The following is a 17126-nucleotide window of genomic DNA, read 5'->3' on the forward strand; positions in this document are numbered from 1 at the left end:
ACGGGACTAGTTGGCGTTTCCGGCGCCGGACCACGCGCCGCACGCACACAGCATCGCGGCGTCGAAGCCCTCCTGGGTGGACTCGGGCGCGGCCCACTCCTGGGAGTGCGCCACCACGTCCGGCAGGACGGCCATGAGACGGGTCTTGGTCGAGATCAGGACCCGGGTCTCCTCGGGGGTCAGGCTGGCGTAGAACTCCTCGAGCTCGGGTGCCATCGTGCCGCCGAGGATTCCGGCTTCACGAAGGGCCTCCAGGGAGTTGAAGGTCATTCCTCCACCTTTCGCTGTCGCGGGCTAGCTGGGGCTACCACCGAGACTGCTGCGTGGCGGACTTGTGAAACAACCCCACGATTATGGGTTGTCGTGGCGTCTGCGGGCAGATAGTACGCACGGAACGTGAAGCGCCGTCAACGGTCCGGAAGCGGATTTTCCCCGTCGGCGGGCCTCGTCGTGGGTGTTGACGATCTCGGTCGGCTGAGGTCTCATCTCTAGTCAGAGTTGAGCTGACCTGGCATCAAAACTGCTGTTCGCAGCGGTGATCGTTGGTGCCCCAGCCTGACGGTCCCGTCGGACAACCCGAGAGGTGCGATGAGACCCACCGACTTCGACACCGTGCACGTATCCCTCCTGCCGGACTTCGTCTGCCGCCTGGGCGGGCGGGTCGTCGACCTCAGCGACATCCAGCAGCGGCTCGTCGCGGCCGTGGCGCTCGACGACCGCCCGATGGGACGCCACGACCTCGCGGCGCGGCTGTGGCCGGACGTCCCACCCGTGCGGGCCGCCGCCAGGCTGCGCCAGACCCTGTGGCGGCTGAACCAGGTGACGGTCGGGGAACTGCTCCGGACCTCGCACACCACCGTCGCCCTGGCCGAGCACGTCGAAGTGGACTACCGGACGGCGGCCGGGCTGATCTCGGCGTCCCGGACCGACGGGGAGGCGCTGCTGGGCGGCGGCCAGCTGCCCCCGGCGTGGAGCGTGCTCCGGCATCCGCTGCTGCACGGCTGGGACGACGACTGGCTGGTGCCGTTCCAGGGCAAGTGGGAGCTGCAGCGGGTGCAGGCCCTGGAGAGCCTCGCGGAGGCGTTCCTGCGGCGGCGGCAGCACTCCGCGGTGCTCGAACTGGCCGACGCCGCGGCCCAAGCCGACCCGCTGCGCGAGGGCCCGCGGCGGATCGCCGTCCAGTCCTGCCTGCGCGTCGGCGAGGTCGCGGACGCGCACCGGCGGTACCGCCGCTACCGGGAACTGCTCTCCTCGGAGCTCGGCGTCGCGCCGAGCAGCGCCATCCCCCAACTGCTGAAGCAGGACCGCGAACGCCAGCTCGCCCTGGCCGCCGACTGCTGAGATCCGCAGGGCGTCCGCGCCGCCGGGCCCGTCCGCCGGCCGCGGTTCCGGGCCGACCGAGCTGACGGCGCCGGGCCGGGGCGGGACCGACGCAGCTCGGCCCGGCCCGATCGGAGCCGGTCCGTACCGCCGGTGGACCGCACCGGCGTCAGGCCGCCGGCCAGTTGCGCAGCAGGGCGTCGAGGGCGTCGAGGATGCGCGCCCAGGTGTCCTCGGTGTCGCGCGGGGTGTGCTGGAAGGCGCCCGCCCGCTCCAGCGCCACGTAGCCGTGGAAGGTGCTGCCGAGCAGCCGGACGGCGTCCGTCTCGTCGGGCTCCGCGAGGTCGTAGCCGCGCAGGATGGCGCGGGTCATCCGGGAGTGCCGGACGGCGGCGCTGTTGACCGCGGTCTCGTAGTCGAGTTCGAGCTGCGCGGCGGCATAGCGGCCGGGGTGTTCGCGGGCGTAGTCGCGGTAGGCGTTGGCGAAGGCGGCCAGGGCGTCCTTGCCGGCCCGCCCGGCCACGGCGGCGGCGACCCGGTCGGCGAGTTCCTCGAGCGCGAGCAGCGCGATCCTGGTCTTGAGGTCCTGGGAGTTCTTGACGTGCGAGTACAGGCTCGCGTCCTTCACCCCGAAGTGTCGCGCCAGCGCCGAGACGGTGACCTTGTCGAAGCCCACCTCGTCGGCCAGCTCCGCCCCCGCCCTTGCGAGTCGTTCCGCGTTCAGCCCCACGCGTGCCATGTGCTTCCCTTCGATCGCCTGAGGTCAGTATACGTTTGCCTAGAGTCTCTAGGTTATTTACTATTCATCCTATGAAGCCCTTGACCGAACAAGAGATCCGCGCCGCCTTCGTCAACTGCAGCAAGGGGGAGGCCAAGCGCCTGCACGTCCCCCGCGACCTGGCCGAACGGCCCTGGGAGGACCTGGACTTCCTCGGGTGGCGCGACCCCCAGGCCCCCGACCGCGGCTACCTCGCCGCCGAGATGGACGGCCGTACGGTGGCGGTGGCGCTGCGCTCCTCCAGCGCCGCCTCCTGGCAGGCCCGCCGGAGCATCTGCTCACTCTGCGTGACCACCCACACCGGGGGCGTCTCACTGCTGGTGGCACCCATGGCCGGGCAGGCCGGCAAGCAGGGCAACTCGGTGGGCGCGTACATCTGCAGCGACCTCGCCTGCTCGCTCTACGTGCGCGGCAAACGCGAGGTGGGCACCCGGCTGCACGAGTCACTCACCGTCGAGGAGAAGATCCGCCGCACGGTGGCCAACCTCACCGCCTTCGTCGCCAAGGTCACCGCATGACCGCCGGCCGGCGGGCGCGGACCACGACCAGCCCCCGGACCGGCTCATGGCGCCGCCCACCGGCCCGGTAGGGTGCGGGCCCGGGGGCGAGGACGGACGAGAGCACGGGAGCGTCGTGCGGATTCTGCTGCTGGGGCCGATGGAGCTGCGGACCACCGAGGGCGCCACCGTGCACATCGGAGGCGCCCGGCGCCGCGCGGTGCTGGCCGCCCTCGCGCTGGAGGCCAACCGGGTCGTACCGGTCGAGCGGCTGCTCGACCTCGCCTGGAACCACACGCCGCCACCCACCGCCCGCGCCGCGCTCCAAGGCCACATCGCCAGGCTGCGCGTGCTCCTCGACGACGGGCTCCTCCTGGAGACCCGCGCGCCGGGCTACGTGCTGCACGCCGACCCCGACCTGATCGACGCCCACCGGCTGACCCGACTGCTCGACCACGCCCGGAGCGAGCCCGCCGACGAGGCGGCGCTGCCGCTGCTGCGCGAGGCCGTCGCGCTCCGACGCGGCCCCGCGCTCGGCGACTGCGGGTCCACCGCGCTGGCCGAGGGCGCCGCGCCACGGCTGGAGACCCTCCGGATCGAGGCCCTGGAGCAGCTCGCCGACCGGCTGCTGCGCACCGGCCAGGCCCGGACGGTGACCGCCGCCCTCGTCGCGGCGGTGGCCGAGCACCCGCTGCGTGAGTCGCTGGTGCGGCTCACCGTGCTCTGCCTGCACCAGGAGGACCGGCTCACGGAGGCCCTCGCCGTGTACGAGGCGACCCGCCGGCGGCTGGCCGAGGAGGCCGGGATCGATCCCGGCGCCGCGCTCCAGCAGGCGATCGACCGGATCCGGTCCGCGGCCCCGGACCGGGGCTCGGCCTCGTCGTCGCCCTCGCCCTCGCTCCTCTCCTCGCTCTCGGCCGAGCAGCCCGTCCCGGCCCGGCTGCCGCGCGAACCCGGGCGTTTCGTCGGCCGGGAGGCCGAACTCGCCTGGCTGGGCGGGCAGAGCGCCGCGCTGGGCCGTACGGAGGCCGGTGCGCAGGGCAGCGGCCCGGACGGCGGCGGCGCCACCGCCAGCGGCGGCGAGCGGCGGCTGCTCCTGGTGACCGGGCCCGCCGGAGTCGGGAAGACGGCGCTCGTGCTGCGCTGGGCGCACCGGAACGCCGCCGCCTTCCCGGACGGAAGGGTCGGCGTCAACCTCCGGGGCTTCGACGAGACCGAGCCGCTCAGCCCGGACGAGGCGCTCACCGAACTCCTGCGGGGCCTCGGGGCCGACGACGGCGCCGCCCTCCCGACCGACCGGGAGGAACTCCTCGCCGCCTACCGCGCGCTGTTGACCGGCCGCCGGGTGCTGCTGGTGCTGGAGAACGCGCGGGACGCCGAGCAGGTGCTCCCGCTGCTGCCGGCCGAGCCGGGCTGCGTCGTCGTGGTGACCAGTCGCCACCGTCTCACCGGGCTGTCGTCGATCCCGGGCGCCCGGGCCCTGACCCTGCGCTCGCTCGACGCCGAGGCGGCCTTCGGGGTCCTCGCCGGAGCCGCGGGCCGGCCGCGCCTGGAGGCCGAACGGGAGGCCGCCGAGCGGGTGGTCGACCTGTGCGAGGGGCTGCCGCTGGCCCTGCGGATCGCGGGCTCGCGCCTGGCCACCCGGCCGCACTGGCGGGTCGTCACCCTGGCCGACGAGCTGTCCGACGAGCGTTCCCGGCTGGCCGCACTGGCCACCCAGGGCGCGCTGAGCGTCGCGGCGGCCCTCGAACTCACCGTCCGCGCCCTGCCGGAGCCGGCCGTCGCGCTGTTCCGGTTGCTCGGCGTCCACCCGGGCCAACAGGTCGACACCGCGGCGGCGGCCACCCTGGCCGGTACCGACCGGCGGGCGGCGGCCGCCTCACTGGAGCTGCTGCACCTGGCCCACCTGGTCGAGGAGAGCGCTCCGGGCCGCTTCGAACGCCACGACCTGGTCCGGCTGCACGCGCGGCACGCCGCCGAGGAACTGCCGGCCGCCACCCGGGAAGCTGCCCTGGCCCGGCTGTTCGACCACTACATCGCCGCGACCGCCGCCGGGCTCGTCCTGGCCCGGCCGGAGGCGCACCACCACCGACCTCTCCACCGACCGACCGGCGGCACCCCGGAGTTCGCGACTTCGGCGGACGCCCTGGCCTGGTTCCGGGACGAGGAGCCGACCGTCCGCGCCCTGATCGGCCTGGCCTGCCGGTGGGGAGCCCACGAACACGCCTGCCGGATGGTCGAGAACGCCGGCTACCTCTACCTCGACGCGGGCCTGTTCCGCGCCTGGGAGGAGGCGGCGCGGCAGGCACTGACCGCCGCCGAGGCCGCCGGCACCGCCGCCGGCCGGCCCCACCTGTACTCCAACCACAGCCTCGCGCTGGGCTGGCTGGGCCGGCGGCGCGAGGCCCTGGAACAGTCCGAGCGCGCCGTCGCCGCCGCCGACCCGGCGAGCCTGCCGGTCTTCAGACACCGCTACCTCAGCATGCGGACCAGCTTCGCCGACGACTACGGCGAGCCGGGGAGGGCCCTGGAGGGATTCGCCGAGTCCGTGGAGCACGCCCGGGAGCACGGCGATCCCCGGCTGCTCTCCCAGGCCCTCAACAACCTGGCGCACACCCTGTACCGGGCCGGCCTGCCGGCGGAGGCCCTGGGCCCGATCGAGGAGTCGCTCGCCCTCCTGGCCGGGCGGGAGTCGGACCCGTACCTGGTGGTCTCCACCAAGACCTACGCCCAGGTCCTGCGCGCTGTCGGCCGTACGGACGAGGCGGTGGTCCAGATCCACCGGGTGCTGGAACTCGGCCGGGCCCAGGGCAACCAGGCCCACGCGGAGTTCGACTTCGCCGACTTCATCGGGCAGGTCATGTACGACCGCGGGCGCACGGCCGAGGCGCGCCGGTACTGGGAGCGGGCCGTGGAACTCGCCGCCGAGCAGGGGCGGCTCACCCGGCAGGTCGAGCTGGTGCAGGCCCGGCTGGCGCGCTGCAGGCCGTGACCGGCGGCCGGGTCAGCCGCTCCAGGAGGTTGCCGAGGTGGTCGGAGTGGACGGGCTGGTGGCCGTCCGGGTGGCGCCTCCCGAACCGGTGACCCGGCTGCCCGGGGCCGCGGGCCGCAGGAAGCCGGCATCGGAGCCCGAGGTGGTCGTCCGCACGCCCGGAGCCGCGGCGCCGCCCGCCGGGCCGGCCGAGGTGCGCAGCGCCGCCGGGCTCGTCGTGGCGGCCGGAGCCGGCTGGGCGCCGGTCGTCCGCCGCACGGCCGGAGCTGCGGCCGCCGGAGCGTCCTCGCCGTCCGGCTGCACCCGTTCGATCCGCAGCACCAGGTTGCGGTCCTGACGGTCGCCGAGCCGGTCGCGGTTGCGGCTGTGCACGACCTGCGTCAGCACGCCGCGGATCTCCTGCCAGCGGCCCTGTACGGCGCGGACGTTGGGGCACCACTCGTCCAGGTGCCGGTGCTCCAGATCGAGCTGCCAGCTCTCCGCGTCGACGAGGTGGGCGGCGCCGACCTCACCGGGGATCTCCACGGGTGCGGCGCCCCGGGCGGTCACCACCGCCCGCTGCGGGAACCGCCCTTCCACCGCCGTCACCGTGATCCGGCTCGGCCCCTGGTACCAGGCCATCGCTGTCCTCCCGCGTCCGTCCTCGTGCCGACTGCCGACCGGCCTCAGCCGGTACCACGGACGGCGGCCCCTCCGGGGTTCGATCCGCTCGGAACCGGCCTGAACCCCTCGGCGCACGGCGTCCGTTCAACGGGGCGATCCCCGGCCCGCACAGCGCTGCGGCCTCCCGTACCCGGCCCGAGCCGGCGACAGCTTCTGGAGAGACGAACGTGACCAGCACGGCGACACCACGGCGGACTGCCCTGCTCTGCGCCGCGGCGATCCTCGGCCTCGTCGCGGCGGGCGCCCTCGCGGTGCACGTCCCGCCACCCTCGCGCCCCGTCCAGGCACATCCGAGCGAAATGGGGCCCTTGGTGACGTACGATCCGGTCCTGCGGCCGTCGGACACCTCGCGCACCGGAGTCCGGGGGCTGCTGCCGGGCGCGGGTGCCCCGGCCGACGCGGTCCTGCTGGCCGGCGGGGAGGGCCTCCGGTGACCGAGCGGCGAAACGGCGCACCCGACCCTTCCCCGACCTCCACCTCCGCCTCCGCCTCCGCCGATCCAGGGCCGGGCCTTCAACTCCCCTGGGTGAACGCCGAACCGGTCGTCCCCTCGGCGCCGGGCGTCGCCGCACGCCTGCGGGCCGCCCTGCGGCAGGCCCGTCGGCGCTCCGCCGTGCTCGGTGCGGCCGCGCTGGAAGCGGCCGCACGGCGCCTGCCCGGCCGACCGGGGCCCCTGCGCGGGCGCCTCCCGCGCTTCACGGCCCGCCGCCCGCTCGGGCAGGGCACCCGTGCCCGCTGGGACGCCCGGCGGATCACCATGGTGGCGGCGATGGGTTGCGGCGCGGTCCTGCTGCTGCTCGCACCGTTCCTGAAGCCCGACGCCGCCCCCGGTGACCCGGCCGCCGCGACGGCGCCGGACGGCCGCTCACCGCTGGGCACCCACGGCCGGCAACGCCCTGCGGCCACCGAATCGCCGACCGACCAGCCGTCCTCGGCGAGCGCCACCCCGTCGGAGTCCCCCGACGCCACGCCGACGGCCACCGAGTCGACGCCACCCTCCCCCACGGCCGGCCGCACCACGGCCTCGGCCACTGCCCGCTCCGCCGTCGCCACGCCGGCGGCCCCGCCCCCGGCTCCGTCCGCACCACCCGCCGCACCGGCGCAGCCCGCGCCCGCTCCGCCGGCTCCGCAGCCCGCGTTCCAGGCGGTGGCCGGGTTCGGCTGCTCAGGTGCGGGCGGCCACTTCCAGGAGGTGGGGGCGTTCCACCAGGGCACGGACGGCTGGGTGACGGTCAACAGCGGCGGCTACGGCGGGGACTCCTGCGACGGGCGCTACGAGGCCGTGCCGATGTCCGGCGACAGGAACAAGGACGACAACAGCACCTACGCCCTGTGGACCTTCGACGTCGGCGCGGGCCCGGCCAGTTGCGGCGTCTCGGTGTACGTGCCGTCGTCCGGCTCGATCCAGCAGGTCGGCGGCGCACCCGCCTACTACACGGTGGCCGGGGCCGCCGGCGCCGATCTCGGTTCCTTCACCGTCGACCAGCCCGGCCACCGCGGCACCTGGGTCGACGCCGGCACCTTCCGCCCGGCGAGCGGCCCACTGGTCGTCCGCCTCCACAACCGCGGCCAGGACTGGACCGGCTCCGGCCAGCCCACCCACGCCCACATCGCCGCCGCCCCCATCCGCCTCACCTGCCGCCCCTGACCCGCCCGCCCACACCGAAGCGACCGCCGCGACGGCACAACTGCGGCACGTGTCACACCACGACAACCCGCGCGGCCCGACCCACCGAGCCGGGACGCCCGGGCGTCCACGGCCAGGGCCCGGACGGGAACCGGACCTGGGGCTGTGAACCGCAGAGGTGGGCTGCCATGATGCAGCCATGACGATCAACGGGGGGTCGGCGGACGAGCCGACGAGCTGGGGGCTGGCGAGCCCGGGGACCGACCTTGCGAAACGGCGCACGGTTCCCGAGCAGACTGTGGCGGAGTTCACCGCGGCGCCGCAGCCGGGCGCGGGGCGGCTGATCGGCGGCCGCTACCGGCTGCTGGAGCGGCTCGGCTTCGGCGGCATGGGCACGGTCTGGCGGGCGCACGACGAGACCGTGGACCGGGACGTCGCGGTCAAAGAGCCTCGGCTGCCCGAGCAGTTGACCGACGCGGAGCGGCAGACGGCGTACCTGCGCATGCAGCGCGAGGCCCGGGCCGCCGCCCGGGTCGACCATCCCTCGGTGGTCACCGTCCACGACGTGGTCACGGTCGAGGACAGCCCGTGGATCGTGATGGAGCTGATCCGCGGGCGGTCGCTGGCGGAGGTGCTGCAGGAGGGCACGCTCCCGGCCCAGGAGGCGGCCCGGATCGGGCTGGCGGTGCTGGAGGCGCTGGTCAGCGCGCACGAGGCGGGGGTGCTGCACCGGGACGTGAAGCCTGCCAACATCCTGATCGGACGGCACGGGCGGGTGGTGCTGACCGACTTCGGGATCGCGCAGGTGGAGGGCGAGCAGAAGCTCACCGAGACCGGGACCTTCATCGGCTCGCCCGAATACCTGGCACCGGAACGGGTGCTGGGCCACCGGCCGGGCCCGGAGTCGGACCTGTGGTCCCTGGGAGTGGTGCTCTACGAGGCCGTCGAGGGAGTTTCGCCGTTCCGCCGCCAGACCACCGCGTCCACCCTGCAGGCGATCCTGCTGGCCGAGCTGCCACGGGCCGCGAACGCCGGGCCGCTGGGCGAGGTGCTCGCCGAGGTCCTGCGCAAGGAACCGCAGTCACGGCCCGGCCCGAGCGCGCTGAGGCAGCGCCTTCGGGCCGTGGCCGAACCGGCCGCTGCGTCTGCGACTCGGGTGCTGCCCCCGCCGACCCGGGCGGCCGGCCCGGCGCGGCGGGTGCGGCGGGTGCTGACCGGCAGCCGGCGGATCCAGCTCGCCCTGGGTGCCGCCGTGCTGGCCGTGACGGTGGCGGCCGTACTGGTGTTCGGCGGTGGCGACGATCCGCTGCCGGCCGGCTGGAAGGCCTACCAGGAGCCCCGGCTGGACGCCTCGCTCGCCGCGCCGGCCGGCTACGTCCGCAGCGAGAACGACGGTTCGGTCAGCTACACGGACCCGACCCAGGTCTTCGTCATCAAATTCTCCAAGTGGACCGGGGAGAGCCGCAGTCCGCTGTCCGTGGCCAACGGCGACCTGGCCTGGTACAAGGATCACTACTACCAGGATCCGAAGCCGGCGGGGAAGGTGACCGAGACCCGGCAGCAGGGCAAGAGCGCTGCTCTGCTGGACGTGACCTACCACGACACGTCCGACTACAGCCACCAGAAGGACCAGCGGTCACTGGAACTGGACCTGATCCGCAAGGACGGCGCCGGCTTCAAGCTGGAAGTCTCCTTCCCCTCCGCCGCCGACCAGGCAGCCGAGGGACAGGAGATCTTCGACCAGGTGCGAAAGGATCTGTCGATCAGCGGGCTGTGATCAGCCGGCGGCCCCGCCCGTGCTGCACCCGTCGTCTCGTCACCAGGAGGGTGAACGCGCAGGCTCGCCCGGCCGGTTGACGGCGGCGGCCTGCGACGGTCCTTCGACGGCGGTGAGGAGTTCCAGCCCCAAGCCGCTGCAGGCGTGGAACACCGCCTTGCCCGATCTGCGCGAGGTGATCAAGCGCGCGTGCCGAAGTGCTCTGGCGTGTTCGGAAGCGGACGCCTTGCTGATGCCGAGGCTGCGGGCGATCTCCGTGGTGGTCCGGTGGGCGGTCAGCAACTGCAGGACCGCGCAACGCGTGCCGCCGAGCAGCGTCCCCAACGGGTCGTCGGGCGCGTCGTCCTCGATGAATCGCAGGGGCGCCGCCGCCATCGGGTAGATCAGGACGGTGGGCGCGTCCGCGTGGTGGGCGATCAGCGGACGGTCCCTCCAGACGGCCGACGGCAACAGGCACAGCCCGTGGCCGGCCAGCGGTACGTCGACATCACCGACGCGGTCGTACACCAGTGTCGTACTGCTTTCCCAGCGGCCACCGGGCGCGAGACCGGCGAGGGCGGCACGCAGGCCCTGCTGCGCCAGCAGGCGGGTGCGCCAGGCGAGTTCGGCATCGTAAGCGGCCTCGATCCGCGGCCACTGGTGGGCGAGCAGCGCGGTCCACGTCGTACGCAGGGCGTTCTCGAGCAGGTGGAGGCCCTCGCGGTCGCGGCGGACCAGGTCGCGCGTGAAGGGCGTCACCGGACGGAACGTGGGGCACACGGGCTCCAGATCGGCGCGGATCGTGGCGGCCGGTGTGTGCAGGACCAGGTCGAGACCGGAGTCGAAGTCGCGGCCGACCGGGTCGAGGAACATCGGCCCCTTGCCGGAGGGCGGCACCAGATCCAGCAGAGGGCGCCCTGTCGCGGGGAAGGCCCGGCGCGTCGCCTTCTGCCACCGCCCCACGTCGGCGAGCTGTGGCGGCTGCTGCAACTGCGCTACCGCCAGGGCGAGTTCCATCATCGGCGCGGGAGCGGGGAGGAACGTGACCCGGAGGAGATCGTCGGCGGAGAAGTGTAATCGCAGCATGCATGTCCCTTCTCGGTGACGTGGAACGGCCACATCGTTCGGTCCAGGCCGAACGGATTGCCGATCGCAGGCGACTGTCCCGAGTATGGCAGCGCCGACGACGCCAGGACACGGGCGATCAGGACAAGCACCGTGCGCGAAGGGCGGCAGCACACCGCGGTGGCGTCCACGCGTCACCGCCGAGGAACCTGTCCGAACACCGCGATGGAGGAAATCTCATGGGGCTGAACCGTATCGGCAAGCGCGCGGCGCTGCTGGTGGTCACGGGGCTGCTGGGCGCGGGGGTGTGTGCCGGGCCGGCACAGGCGTCCCCGAGCGCGGGCTACATCGGGGACGGCTACGGCAACAACACCCACGGCGTCTGGTGCGTGCAGCACCTGGTCAACGACGTGGCCGCCGGCCACGGCAAGGGGCGCCCGCTCGCCGAGGACGGCCTGTGGGGGCCCAACACCAAGAAGTGGGTCACCTGGTACCAGGGCATCGACGGAAGGGCGCAGGACGGCATCGTCGGCAAGGACACCGGAGGCGACCTCCTCCTCGACGGCGACTCGTACTACGGGGGCACGAACTACTGCTACACGTACGTGCCGTCACACTTCTGACCGCCGCGTCACGACGGGGCCCCGACCCGCGACGGCGGGGCCCCGCCGGGGCCTGCGGCCGGGAGATCTCCCCCGGCGCCGCCCCACCCGTCCAGGCTGCCGACGCCCGCTTCGATCCGGGCCGTCACACCGGGGGCAGGCCGAGTGCGGTACGGCTCTCGCCCACCAGCCGCAGCGATCCCAGCACCACGACCAGGCCGCCGTGGCCCACCAGGTCGGCTGCCCGGCGCAGCGCGGTGGCGGTGTCGGGGGCGGTGACGGCGCCGGCACGCCGGGCGGGGGGCAGGTGGGCGTGCAGCGTGGCGGGATCGGTGGCGTCGGGTGAGCTGGTGCGGGTGAGGACCAGCGGCCACGGGTCGGGCAGCAGGGCGAGCATGGCGGGCGCGTCCTTGCTGTGCGTCACGGCGAAGACGACGGCGGCCGGCGGGATGTCGGGGCGGCGGGTCGCTCCGGCGATGCGTTCGATCTCGGGCATCACGGTGGCGACGCCCTGCGGGTTGTGGGCTCCGTCCAGGAGGACCCGGCCGTGCCAGCCGTCCAGCCGGGCGTCGGTGAGCAGTTCGAGCCGTCCGGGCCAGCGGGTGGCGGCCAGTGCCGGGCGCAGGAGTTCGTCCGTCGGAGTGCGGGCGTGGCCGCGTTCGGCGAGCGCGGCCGCTGTGGCGAGGCCGAGGGCGAGGTTGTGGTGCTGGTGGGTGCCGGGCAGGGGGCAGGGCAGGGCGCGGTGCTCGCCGCGCGGCGTTGCGACGTCGAGCACGATGGCGTCGGCCGTGGCGCCGGGGCGGGTCGTGCAGTGGATGTGCCGGTCGACTTGCCAGATCGTGAGGCCGGTTCGGCCGGCCAGGACTTCTTCGACGGCCGTTTGGGCCTGTGGGTGAAGGCGGCCGAGTACGACGTGGTCGCCGTCGGTCACCGCCCCGGCCTTGGCTTTGGCGATCTCGGCCAAGGTGTCGCCGAGGACGTCGGTGTGGTCGAGTCCGACGCCGGTGATCACCTTGACGTCGAGGTCCAGGGCCCGGACTGCGGACCTGCTCCCGCCGATGGATGCCTCGGCCACGACATGGGTGACGCCGGCCCGCCGGAAGTGGGCGACGGCGACCGCGGTGCACATGCCGGCGGCGGACAGCGGCAGGCGGTGCTCCTCGATCGCCGCCACCACCTCGGTGAAGGCTGTCGTGAACTCGGCCCGGCTGACCGGCCGTCCGTCGATCCGGACCCGCTCACGCGGCTCCTGCAGGTGCGGGCTCGGCATGCTGCCCACGCGGTGCCCGGACGCGGACAGCGCCGCGACGGCGAACGCGGCGGTGGAGCCCTTGCCGTTGGTCCCGACCACCATGGCCCCACGCAGCCCGTCCTGCGGGCGGCCGAGCGCCGCCAGTAGCGCGGGCAGGTTGTCGCGTCTCGCGTCGCGCTCCGTCCGCGGGAGCCGGTACAGGTCGCAGAGGTGGTCCGTGCACTGCTGGTAGTTCATGAGGCGCCATGCTGTCACCAGGGCCTGTCGGAACGGCGGTTGGCGGTATCGCTCGATCGGGTGAGCCCGACGGTCGGGGTGCGCCGGGCGGTGCGGTGCCAGGCGCAGTGCCAGGCGGTGCCAGGCGGTGCCGGAACGTTCCGGGCGCGTGCCGGTGCGGTCGGCACCGTTTCAGGTCAGTGTCCCAGCAGACCCGACAGCACCGCCGCCGTCGCCGCCAGCAGTTCCTCGGCGACCGCGCCGCCCGCCGCCGTCCGGGCCAGCAGCCCCTCGCGCGCCGCCAGGATCACCGCCGCCGCCTGACGGGCGTCCGCCCCCGCGGGCACCAGCTCGGGCAGGGCCCGCTCCAGGACGTCCGCCACCGCCCGCGCCAGCGTCCGGTCGTGCTCGGCGACCTGTTCGGCCAGCGCCGGGGAACGGGCCGCGACCAGCCGGAACTCCAGGAACAGCAGGATCCACCCGGTCTCCGCGGGCTCGACCCGCAGCAGCGCCTCGACCAGCAGCCGGGCCCGCTCCCGCGGCGCCAGCGCCTCGCACGCGGCGGCGAGCCGCTCCAGCTCGGCCGTCCGTTCGACGGCCCGGGCGTCGAAGAGCGCCAGCAGCAGGTCCTCCTTGCTGCCGAAGTTCGAGTAGAACGCCCCGCGGGTGTACCCGGCGGCGGCGCAGACGTCCTCGATGCTCGTCCGCGCGAAGCCGACGGTGAGGAACAGTTCGCTCGCCGCGGCGAGCAGCCGGGCCCGGGTGTGGACGCGGCGGCGGGGCGGCCGGGGCGCGGCGGGATCGGTGGGGGGTGGGTTCACAGGAGAACGATACATGGTGTATTCAGTACGAGCCGTATTCAATACGGCCCGTACTGAACCGGAGGGACCACGGCATGAACCGACTGCTGATCACCAACGCCCACCTGCTCCACCCCGAGGACGGCACCCGCACCGACCCGGGCTGGCTGGAGACCGCCGACGGCCGGATCGCCGCCTCCGGCACCGGCCGCCCGCCCGCCGCCACCGACGGGGTCCGCGTCGTCGACGCGCAGGGCGGCACCGTCCTGCCCGGCCTGATCGACGCCCACGTCCACCTGCTGGTCACCTCCCTCGACCTGCACGACTTCGCGAACTGGACCCCGGGCTACGCCACCGTCCGCGCCCTCGCCGAGGCCGAACGCATGCTGCGCCGCGGCTTCACCACCGTCCGCGACGTCGGCGGCGCCGACCACGGCATGGCCCGCGCCCTGGCCGAGGGCCTGGTGCCCGGCCCCCGTCTGCTGCACGGAGGCAAGGCGCTCTCCCAGACCGGCGGGCACGGCGACCTGCGCCCGCTCGGCGACGACGCGCTGCCCTGCTGCGAGGCCCGCCCGAACTTCGGCCGGATCGCCGACGGTGTGGATGCCGTGCGCGCCGCCGCCCGGGACGAGTTCCGCAAGGGCGCCAAACACCTCAAGGTGCTGCTCTCCGGCGGCGTCGCCTCCCCGCACGACGAGATCGCCGCCGTCCAGTACAGCGAGGAGGAGATCCGGGCGGCCGTCGAGGAGGCGGAGAACCACAACCGCTACGTCACCGTGCACGCCTACCACCCGCGGGCGATCGACCGCGCCCTGCGGGCCGGGGTGCGCTGCGTCGAGCACGGAAACCTGCTGGACGACACCACGGTCGCGCTGCTGCTGGAGAAGGACGCCTTCCTGGTCCCCACCCTGGTCGCCTACGAGCAGACCGCCCGGCTCGGCGCCGCCTCGGGCCTGCCGCCGGCCTCCGTCGGCAAGCTCGCCGAGGTCCGCGACCGGGGCCTGGAGGCGCTGGAACGCGCCCACCGCGCGGGCGTCAACCTGGTCTACGGCAGCGACCTGCTGGGCCCACTGCACCCGGCCCAGCTGGAGGAGTTCACCCTGCGCGCCCAGGTCCAGCCGGCCGCCGACGTGCTCCGCTCGGCGACCACCACGGCGGCCCGCCTGCTCGGCCTGGAGGGGGAGATCGGCACCCTCGCCCCCGGCGCGCACGCCGACCTGCTCGTCGTGGACGGCGACCCGCTGGCCGACCTCACCGTGCTGACCCGCCCGGAGAAGCACCTCAGGCACGTGGTGAAGGCCGGCACCGTCGTCTGAGAGCCGTTGTGGTCCCGGTCATGGGGGGTTACCGGCTTGACCTTGCCGTAACGTCAACTTCTACCGTCGAAGACGCGGGCCGGAGGGACCGGCCTGCAAGAGCGAAGATGGAAGGCGCCATGGCCTGGTCGATCGCAGAAGTCGCCCGGATGTCCGGGGTCACCTCCCGGACGTTGCGGCACTACGACGAGATCGGCCTGCTCGCCCCCGCCCGTGTCGGGACGAACGGCTACCGCTACTACGAGATGGACCAGCTGTTGCGGCTTCAGCAGATCCTGGTCCTGCGCAGGCTCGACCTCGGACTGCCCCAGATCATCGAGATCCTCGGCCGGCAGACCGACCAGGTCGAGGCGTTGCGTGGTCACCTCGAGCGGCTGCTCGTCGAGCAGGACCGGCTCGGCGCGGTCATCGCGACGGTCACGCGCACCATCTCCGAGCTCGAAACGACGCGAGGAGGACCGACCATGGCCACCATCAACCGTCCCGAGAACCTGTTCGAGGGTTTCGACGCCACGCAGTACGACGCCGAGGCTCGCGAACGCTGGCCGCAGGACTACGACAAGGCCCAGAAGTTCGCCGCGACGCTGACCCCGGAGGACACCGAGCGGATGCAGAAGGAGAGCACCGCTGCGATGATCCGGATGGCCGAGTTCATGGTCGCCGGCGTTCCGGCGGACGACCCGGCCGTTCTGGACGAGGTCGACCAGCAGTACCGCTGGGTCTGCAACTTCTGGACCCCGGACGCGGCGGCCTACCGCAACCTCGGCCGGATGTATGTCGACGACGAGCGGTTCAAGGTGAACTACGAACGGATCGCACCGGGCCTGGCCGAGTACCAGCGCGACGCCATGGCTGCCTATGCCGACGCCCGCCTGAGCTAGAAGTCGCGCCGGTGACGAACAGCTGCCGGGTGGCGGCGACGGACCTACCCGCCCGTCGCCGCCACCCGGCAAATGTTCACGCACCGAAGACCACGTCCTGAGCGCAAGCGAAGCTCAGAGTCCGGGTTACCCAGCGGGCGCTACTGGGGGCGGCTGTTGGCGGCGAGACGGGCGGTCATCTCCGCGTGAGCACGCTCGGAGTGGGCGTTGGCCGGGTCGTGGATGAGGCGCAGGTAGTCATAGAGGATTCGTACGCACTCGTCCCGGGTGTTGCAGGGGGCGTCGGCGGTCAGTTCCAGGCCCTTGGTGATCTCCATCAGCCTCCCGTCGGCCGCGGCGTACACCGGGTGCCAGATGAGCCGCACCGCGGGATTGAGTGCCATGACCACGCGCAACTGCGGTACCTCCTGGGCGATGAGGACGCTGTCCGGATCGTAGGCCCGCAGGAAGATGTGGACGGGGCCCCGGGCACGGCTCACGAAGGCCTTGGACAGGACGTTCCACATCGGCGTCTTGAGCTTCCAGTCCGAGGTCAGCGTCAGCTTGTCGACAACGCCGCCGAAGGGGGTGGACTCCAGCGGTGTGTGACCCTTGCCGCGGGCGTAGTCGCTGACCTCCCGGCCGCCCGACCACAGGGCCAGCGTCGGCGTGTCGATCTCCAGGTAGTCGCCGACGACCTTCACCAGCTCCTGGTACCAGCTGTTCGACGCGCGGTGGTCGCGCTGGGCCTGGCGCTCGGTGAACCGCGCCGTGGCCTCGTCGTTGAGCTGCCCCTGTTCGGCGATGCCGCCGAGGACGAGCTGCCAGGCGATCTCCGTGACGTCCGCGGGAAAGCCCGCCCGGGCCATGTCCTCGCGGAAGGTGTCCCACTCGCCGTGCGCGGTGGGGTCGGCCGCGTCGCGCCGCGCCTGCTCCCTGACCCCGGGGTCCTCCTGTCGTTGCAGCCGGCGTGTCACGGCCGCGTTGCCCACCGTCCGCTGGAGGGCCAGGAGTTCGGCAGGGTGCGGGGCCCTTCCCGGGCCGGCCGGCACCGGAGCCGTGCCCTGCACCGGGCGCCTCCTCGGTGCGGCCTCAGGCGTCTGCGGCGCCGAAGGTGTCACGGTCTTTCGCACTCTTTCCTGCCCTCCCGTGTCGTTGCCCGGACCCGAGGAGCCGAGACTACGGTCCCAGCGCGGTTGCCCACGAGGGCCCAAAGGGCAGTTCGAGGGCACCACCCAGGGGCGGCGCGGACGCCCGCCGCCCCTGGCGAGCAGGACCCGGGCCGGGTCCGTCAGGCAGGGGGGGGGCGGGTGCCCCACGGGTGCCGAACAGGGCGCACCCCCCCTCCCAGAGGGACGAGGAGAAAAAGGGACACGGCCCCA

Annotated in this window: 16 protein-coding genes; 9 read left to right on the forward strand and 7 right to left on the reverse strand. The window is 73.8% G+C overall.

Annotation, left to right across the window (positions count from 1 at the left end; translation table 11 throughout):
• Positions 1-6: 6 nt before the first annotated feature.
• The gene (locus ACZ4WV_RS14865; protein ID WP_465746527.1) at positions 7-270 is read right to left on the reverse strand and encodes a StsA-related sactipeptide RiPP; all 264 of its coding nucleotides are present in this window, start codon (positions 268-270) and stop codon (positions 7-9) included.
• Positions 271-588: 318 nt separating this feature from the next.
• Between ACZ4WV_RS14865 and ACZ4WV_RS14870 the strand changes: the two genes are divergently transcribed.
• A complete protein-coding gene (locus tag ACZ4WV_RS14870) occupies positions 589-1341 on the forward strand; it encodes an AfsR/SARP family transcriptional regulator (protein ID WP_465746529.1) in 753 nt (250 codons plus the stop codon).
• Between the two features lie 148 nt (positions 1342-1489).
• Here the strand turns inward: ACZ4WV_RS14870 and ACZ4WV_RS14875 are convergent, their stop codons facing one another.
• Positions 1490-2059, reverse strand: coding sequence for a TetR/AcrR family transcriptional regulator (locus tag ACZ4WV_RS14875; protein WP_465746531.1), 570 nt, complete (start codon positions 2057-2059; stop codon positions 1490-1492).
• Between the two features lie 71 nt (positions 2060-2130).
• Here ACZ4WV_RS14875 and ACZ4WV_RS14880 point away from each other — a divergent pair, with 71 nt between their 5' ends.
• Complete coding sequence (locus ACZ4WV_RS14880; RefSeq protein ID WP_465746533.1) at positions 2131-2616, forward strand: FBP domain-containing protein; 486 nt, start codon at positions 2131-2133, stop codon at positions 2614-2616.
• Between the two features lie 115 nt (positions 2617-2731).
• Positions 2732-5587 (forward strand): AfsR/SARP family transcriptional regulator, encoded by a 2856-nt coding sequence (locus ACZ4WV_RS14885; RefSeq protein ID WP_465746535.1) that lies wholly within the window; start codon positions 2732-2734, stop codon positions 5585-5587.
• Between the two features lie 12 nt (positions 5588-5599).
• Here ACZ4WV_RS14885 and ACZ4WV_RS14890 read toward each other — a convergent pair whose 3' ends face one another.
• On the reverse strand, positions 5600-6208 hold the full coding sequence (locus ACZ4WV_RS14890; RefSeq protein WP_465746537.1) for a hypothetical protein: 609 nt from the start codon (positions 6206-6208) through the stop codon (positions 5600-5602).
• Positions 6209-6417: 209 nt separating this feature from the next.
• Between ACZ4WV_RS14890 and ACZ4WV_RS14895 the strand changes: the two genes are divergently transcribed.
• The 3 genes from ACZ4WV_RS14895 to ACZ4WV_RS14905 all read left to right on the forward strand — a co-directional run bounded on the left by ACZ4WV_RS14895 (position 6418) and on the right by ACZ4WV_RS14905 (position 9654).
• Positions 6418-6684, forward strand: coding sequence for a hypothetical protein (locus tag ACZ4WV_RS14895; RefSeq protein ID WP_465746539.1), 267 nt, complete (start codon positions 6418-6420; stop codon positions 6682-6684).
• A 92-nt stretch (positions 6685-6776) separates the two neighbouring features.
• Positions 6777-7898, forward strand: coding sequence for a hypothetical protein (locus ACZ4WV_RS14900; RefSeq protein WP_465746541.1), 1122 nt, complete (start codon positions 6777-6779; stop codon positions 7896-7898).
• 178 nt (positions 7899-8076) lie between these two features.
• The gene (locus ACZ4WV_RS14905; protein ID WP_465746542.1) at positions 8077-9654 is read left to right on the forward strand and encodes a serine/threonine-protein kinase; all 1578 of its coding nucleotides are present in this window, start codon (positions 8077-8079) and stop codon (positions 9652-9654) included.
• Positions 9655-9693: 39 nt separating this feature from the next.
• Here the strand turns inward: ACZ4WV_RS14905 and ACZ4WV_RS14910 are convergent, their stop codons facing one another.
• The gene (locus ACZ4WV_RS14910) at positions 9694-10719 is read right to left on the reverse strand and encodes an ArsR/SmtB family transcription factor (protein WP_465746544.1); all 1026 of its coding nucleotides are present in this window, start codon (positions 10717-10719) and stop codon (positions 9694-9696) included.
• Positions 10720-10937: 218 nt separating this feature from the next.
• Here ACZ4WV_RS14910 and ACZ4WV_RS14915 point away from each other — a divergent pair, with 218 nt between their 5' ends.
• Positions 10938-11321 carry a peptidoglycan-binding domain-containing protein gene (locus ACZ4WV_RS14915; protein WP_465746546.1) on the forward strand — a complete coding sequence of 128 codons (384 nt, stop codon included), beginning with the start codon at positions 10938-10940 and terminating at the stop codon, positions 11319-11321.
• Positions 11322-11445: 124 nt separating this feature from the next.
• Here the strand turns inward: ACZ4WV_RS14915 and ACZ4WV_RS14920 are convergent, their stop codons facing one another.
• The gene (locus ACZ4WV_RS14920) at positions 11446-12789 is read right to left on the reverse strand and encodes a bifunctional folylpolyglutamate synthase/dihydrofolate synthase (RefSeq protein ID WP_465746548.1); all 1344 of its coding nucleotides are present in this window, start codon (positions 12787-12789) and stop codon (positions 11446-11448) included.
• A gap of 176 nt (positions 12790-12965) precedes the next feature.
• The gene (locus ACZ4WV_RS14925) at positions 12966-13589 is read right to left on the reverse strand and encodes a TetR/AcrR family transcriptional regulator (protein ID WP_465746550.1); all 624 of its coding nucleotides are present in this window, start codon (positions 13587-13589) and stop codon (positions 12966-12968) included.
• 74 nt (positions 13590-13663) lie between these two features.
• Between ACZ4WV_RS14925 and ACZ4WV_RS14930 the strand changes: the two genes are divergently transcribed.
• Both ACZ4WV_RS14930 and ACZ4WV_RS14935 read left to right on the forward strand, forming a co-directional pair.
• Positions 13664-14884 (forward strand): metal-dependent hydrolase family protein, encoded by a 1221-nt coding sequence (locus ACZ4WV_RS14930; protein ID WP_465746552.1) that lies wholly within the window; start codon positions 13664-13666, stop codon positions 14882-14884.
• Between the two features lie 119 nt (positions 14885-15003).
• A complete protein-coding gene (locus ACZ4WV_RS14935) occupies positions 15004-15765 on the forward strand; it encodes a MerR family transcriptional regulator (protein WP_465746554.1) in 762 nt (253 codons plus the stop codon).
• A 140-nt stretch (positions 15766-15905) separates the two neighbouring features.
• Here ACZ4WV_RS14935 and ACZ4WV_RS14940 read toward each other — a convergent pair whose 3' ends face one another.
• Positions 15906-16814, reverse strand: a complete 909-nt coding sequence (locus ACZ4WV_RS14940; RefSeq protein ID WP_465746556.1) for a hypothetical protein — start codon at positions 16812-16814, stop codon at positions 15906-15908.
• Positions 16815-17126: the final 312 nt, after the last annotated feature.

The sequence above is a fragment of the Kitasatospora sp. NPDC029312 genome (assembly GCF_055569215.1).

Bases quoted from the DNA above. Each gene is read 5' to 3' on its own strand.
- ACZ4WV_RS14865 (WP_465746527.1), bottom strand. From the start codon at position 270: ATGACCTTCAACTCCCTGGAGGCCCTTCGTGAAGCCGGAATCCTCGGC.
- ACZ4WV_RS14870 (WP_465746529.1), top strand. From the start codon at position 589: ATGAGACCCACCGACTTCGACACCGTGCACGTATCCCTCCTGCCGGAC.
- ACZ4WV_RS14875 (WP_465746531.1), bottom strand. From the start codon at position 2,059: ATGGCACGCGTGGGGCTGAACGCGGAACGACTCGCAAGGGCGGGGGCG.
- ACZ4WV_RS14880 (WP_465746533.1), top strand. From the start codon at position 2,131: ATGAAGCCCTTGACCGAACAAGAGATCCGCGCCGCCTTCGTCAACTGC.
- ACZ4WV_RS14890 (WP_465746537.1), bottom strand. From the start codon at position 6,208: ATGGCCTGGTACCAGGGGCCGAGCCGGATCACGGTGACGGCGGTGGAA.
- ACZ4WV_RS14905 (WP_465746542.1), top strand. From the start codon at position 8,077: ATGACGATCAACGGGGGGTCGGCGGACGAGCCGACGAGCTGGGGGCTG.
- ACZ4WV_RS14910 (WP_465746544.1), bottom strand. From the start codon at position 10,719: ATGCTGCGATTACACTTCTCCGCCGACGATCTCCTCCGGGTCACGTTC.
- ACZ4WV_RS14915 (WP_465746546.1), top strand. From the start codon at position 10,938: ATGGGGCTGAACCGTATCGGCAAGCGCGCGGCGCTGCTGGTGGTCACG.
- ACZ4WV_RS14920 (WP_465746548.1), bottom strand. From the start codon at position 12,789: ATGAACTACCAGCAGTGCACGGACCACCTCTGCGACCTGTACCGGCTC.
- ACZ4WV_RS14930 (WP_465746552.1), top strand. From the start codon at position 13,664: ATGAACCGACTGCTGATCACCAACGCCCACCTGCTCCACCCCGAGGAC.
- ACZ4WV_RS14935 (WP_465746554.1), top strand. From the start codon at position 15,004: ATGGCCTGGTCGATCGCAGAAGTCGCCCGGATGTCCGGGGTCACCTCC.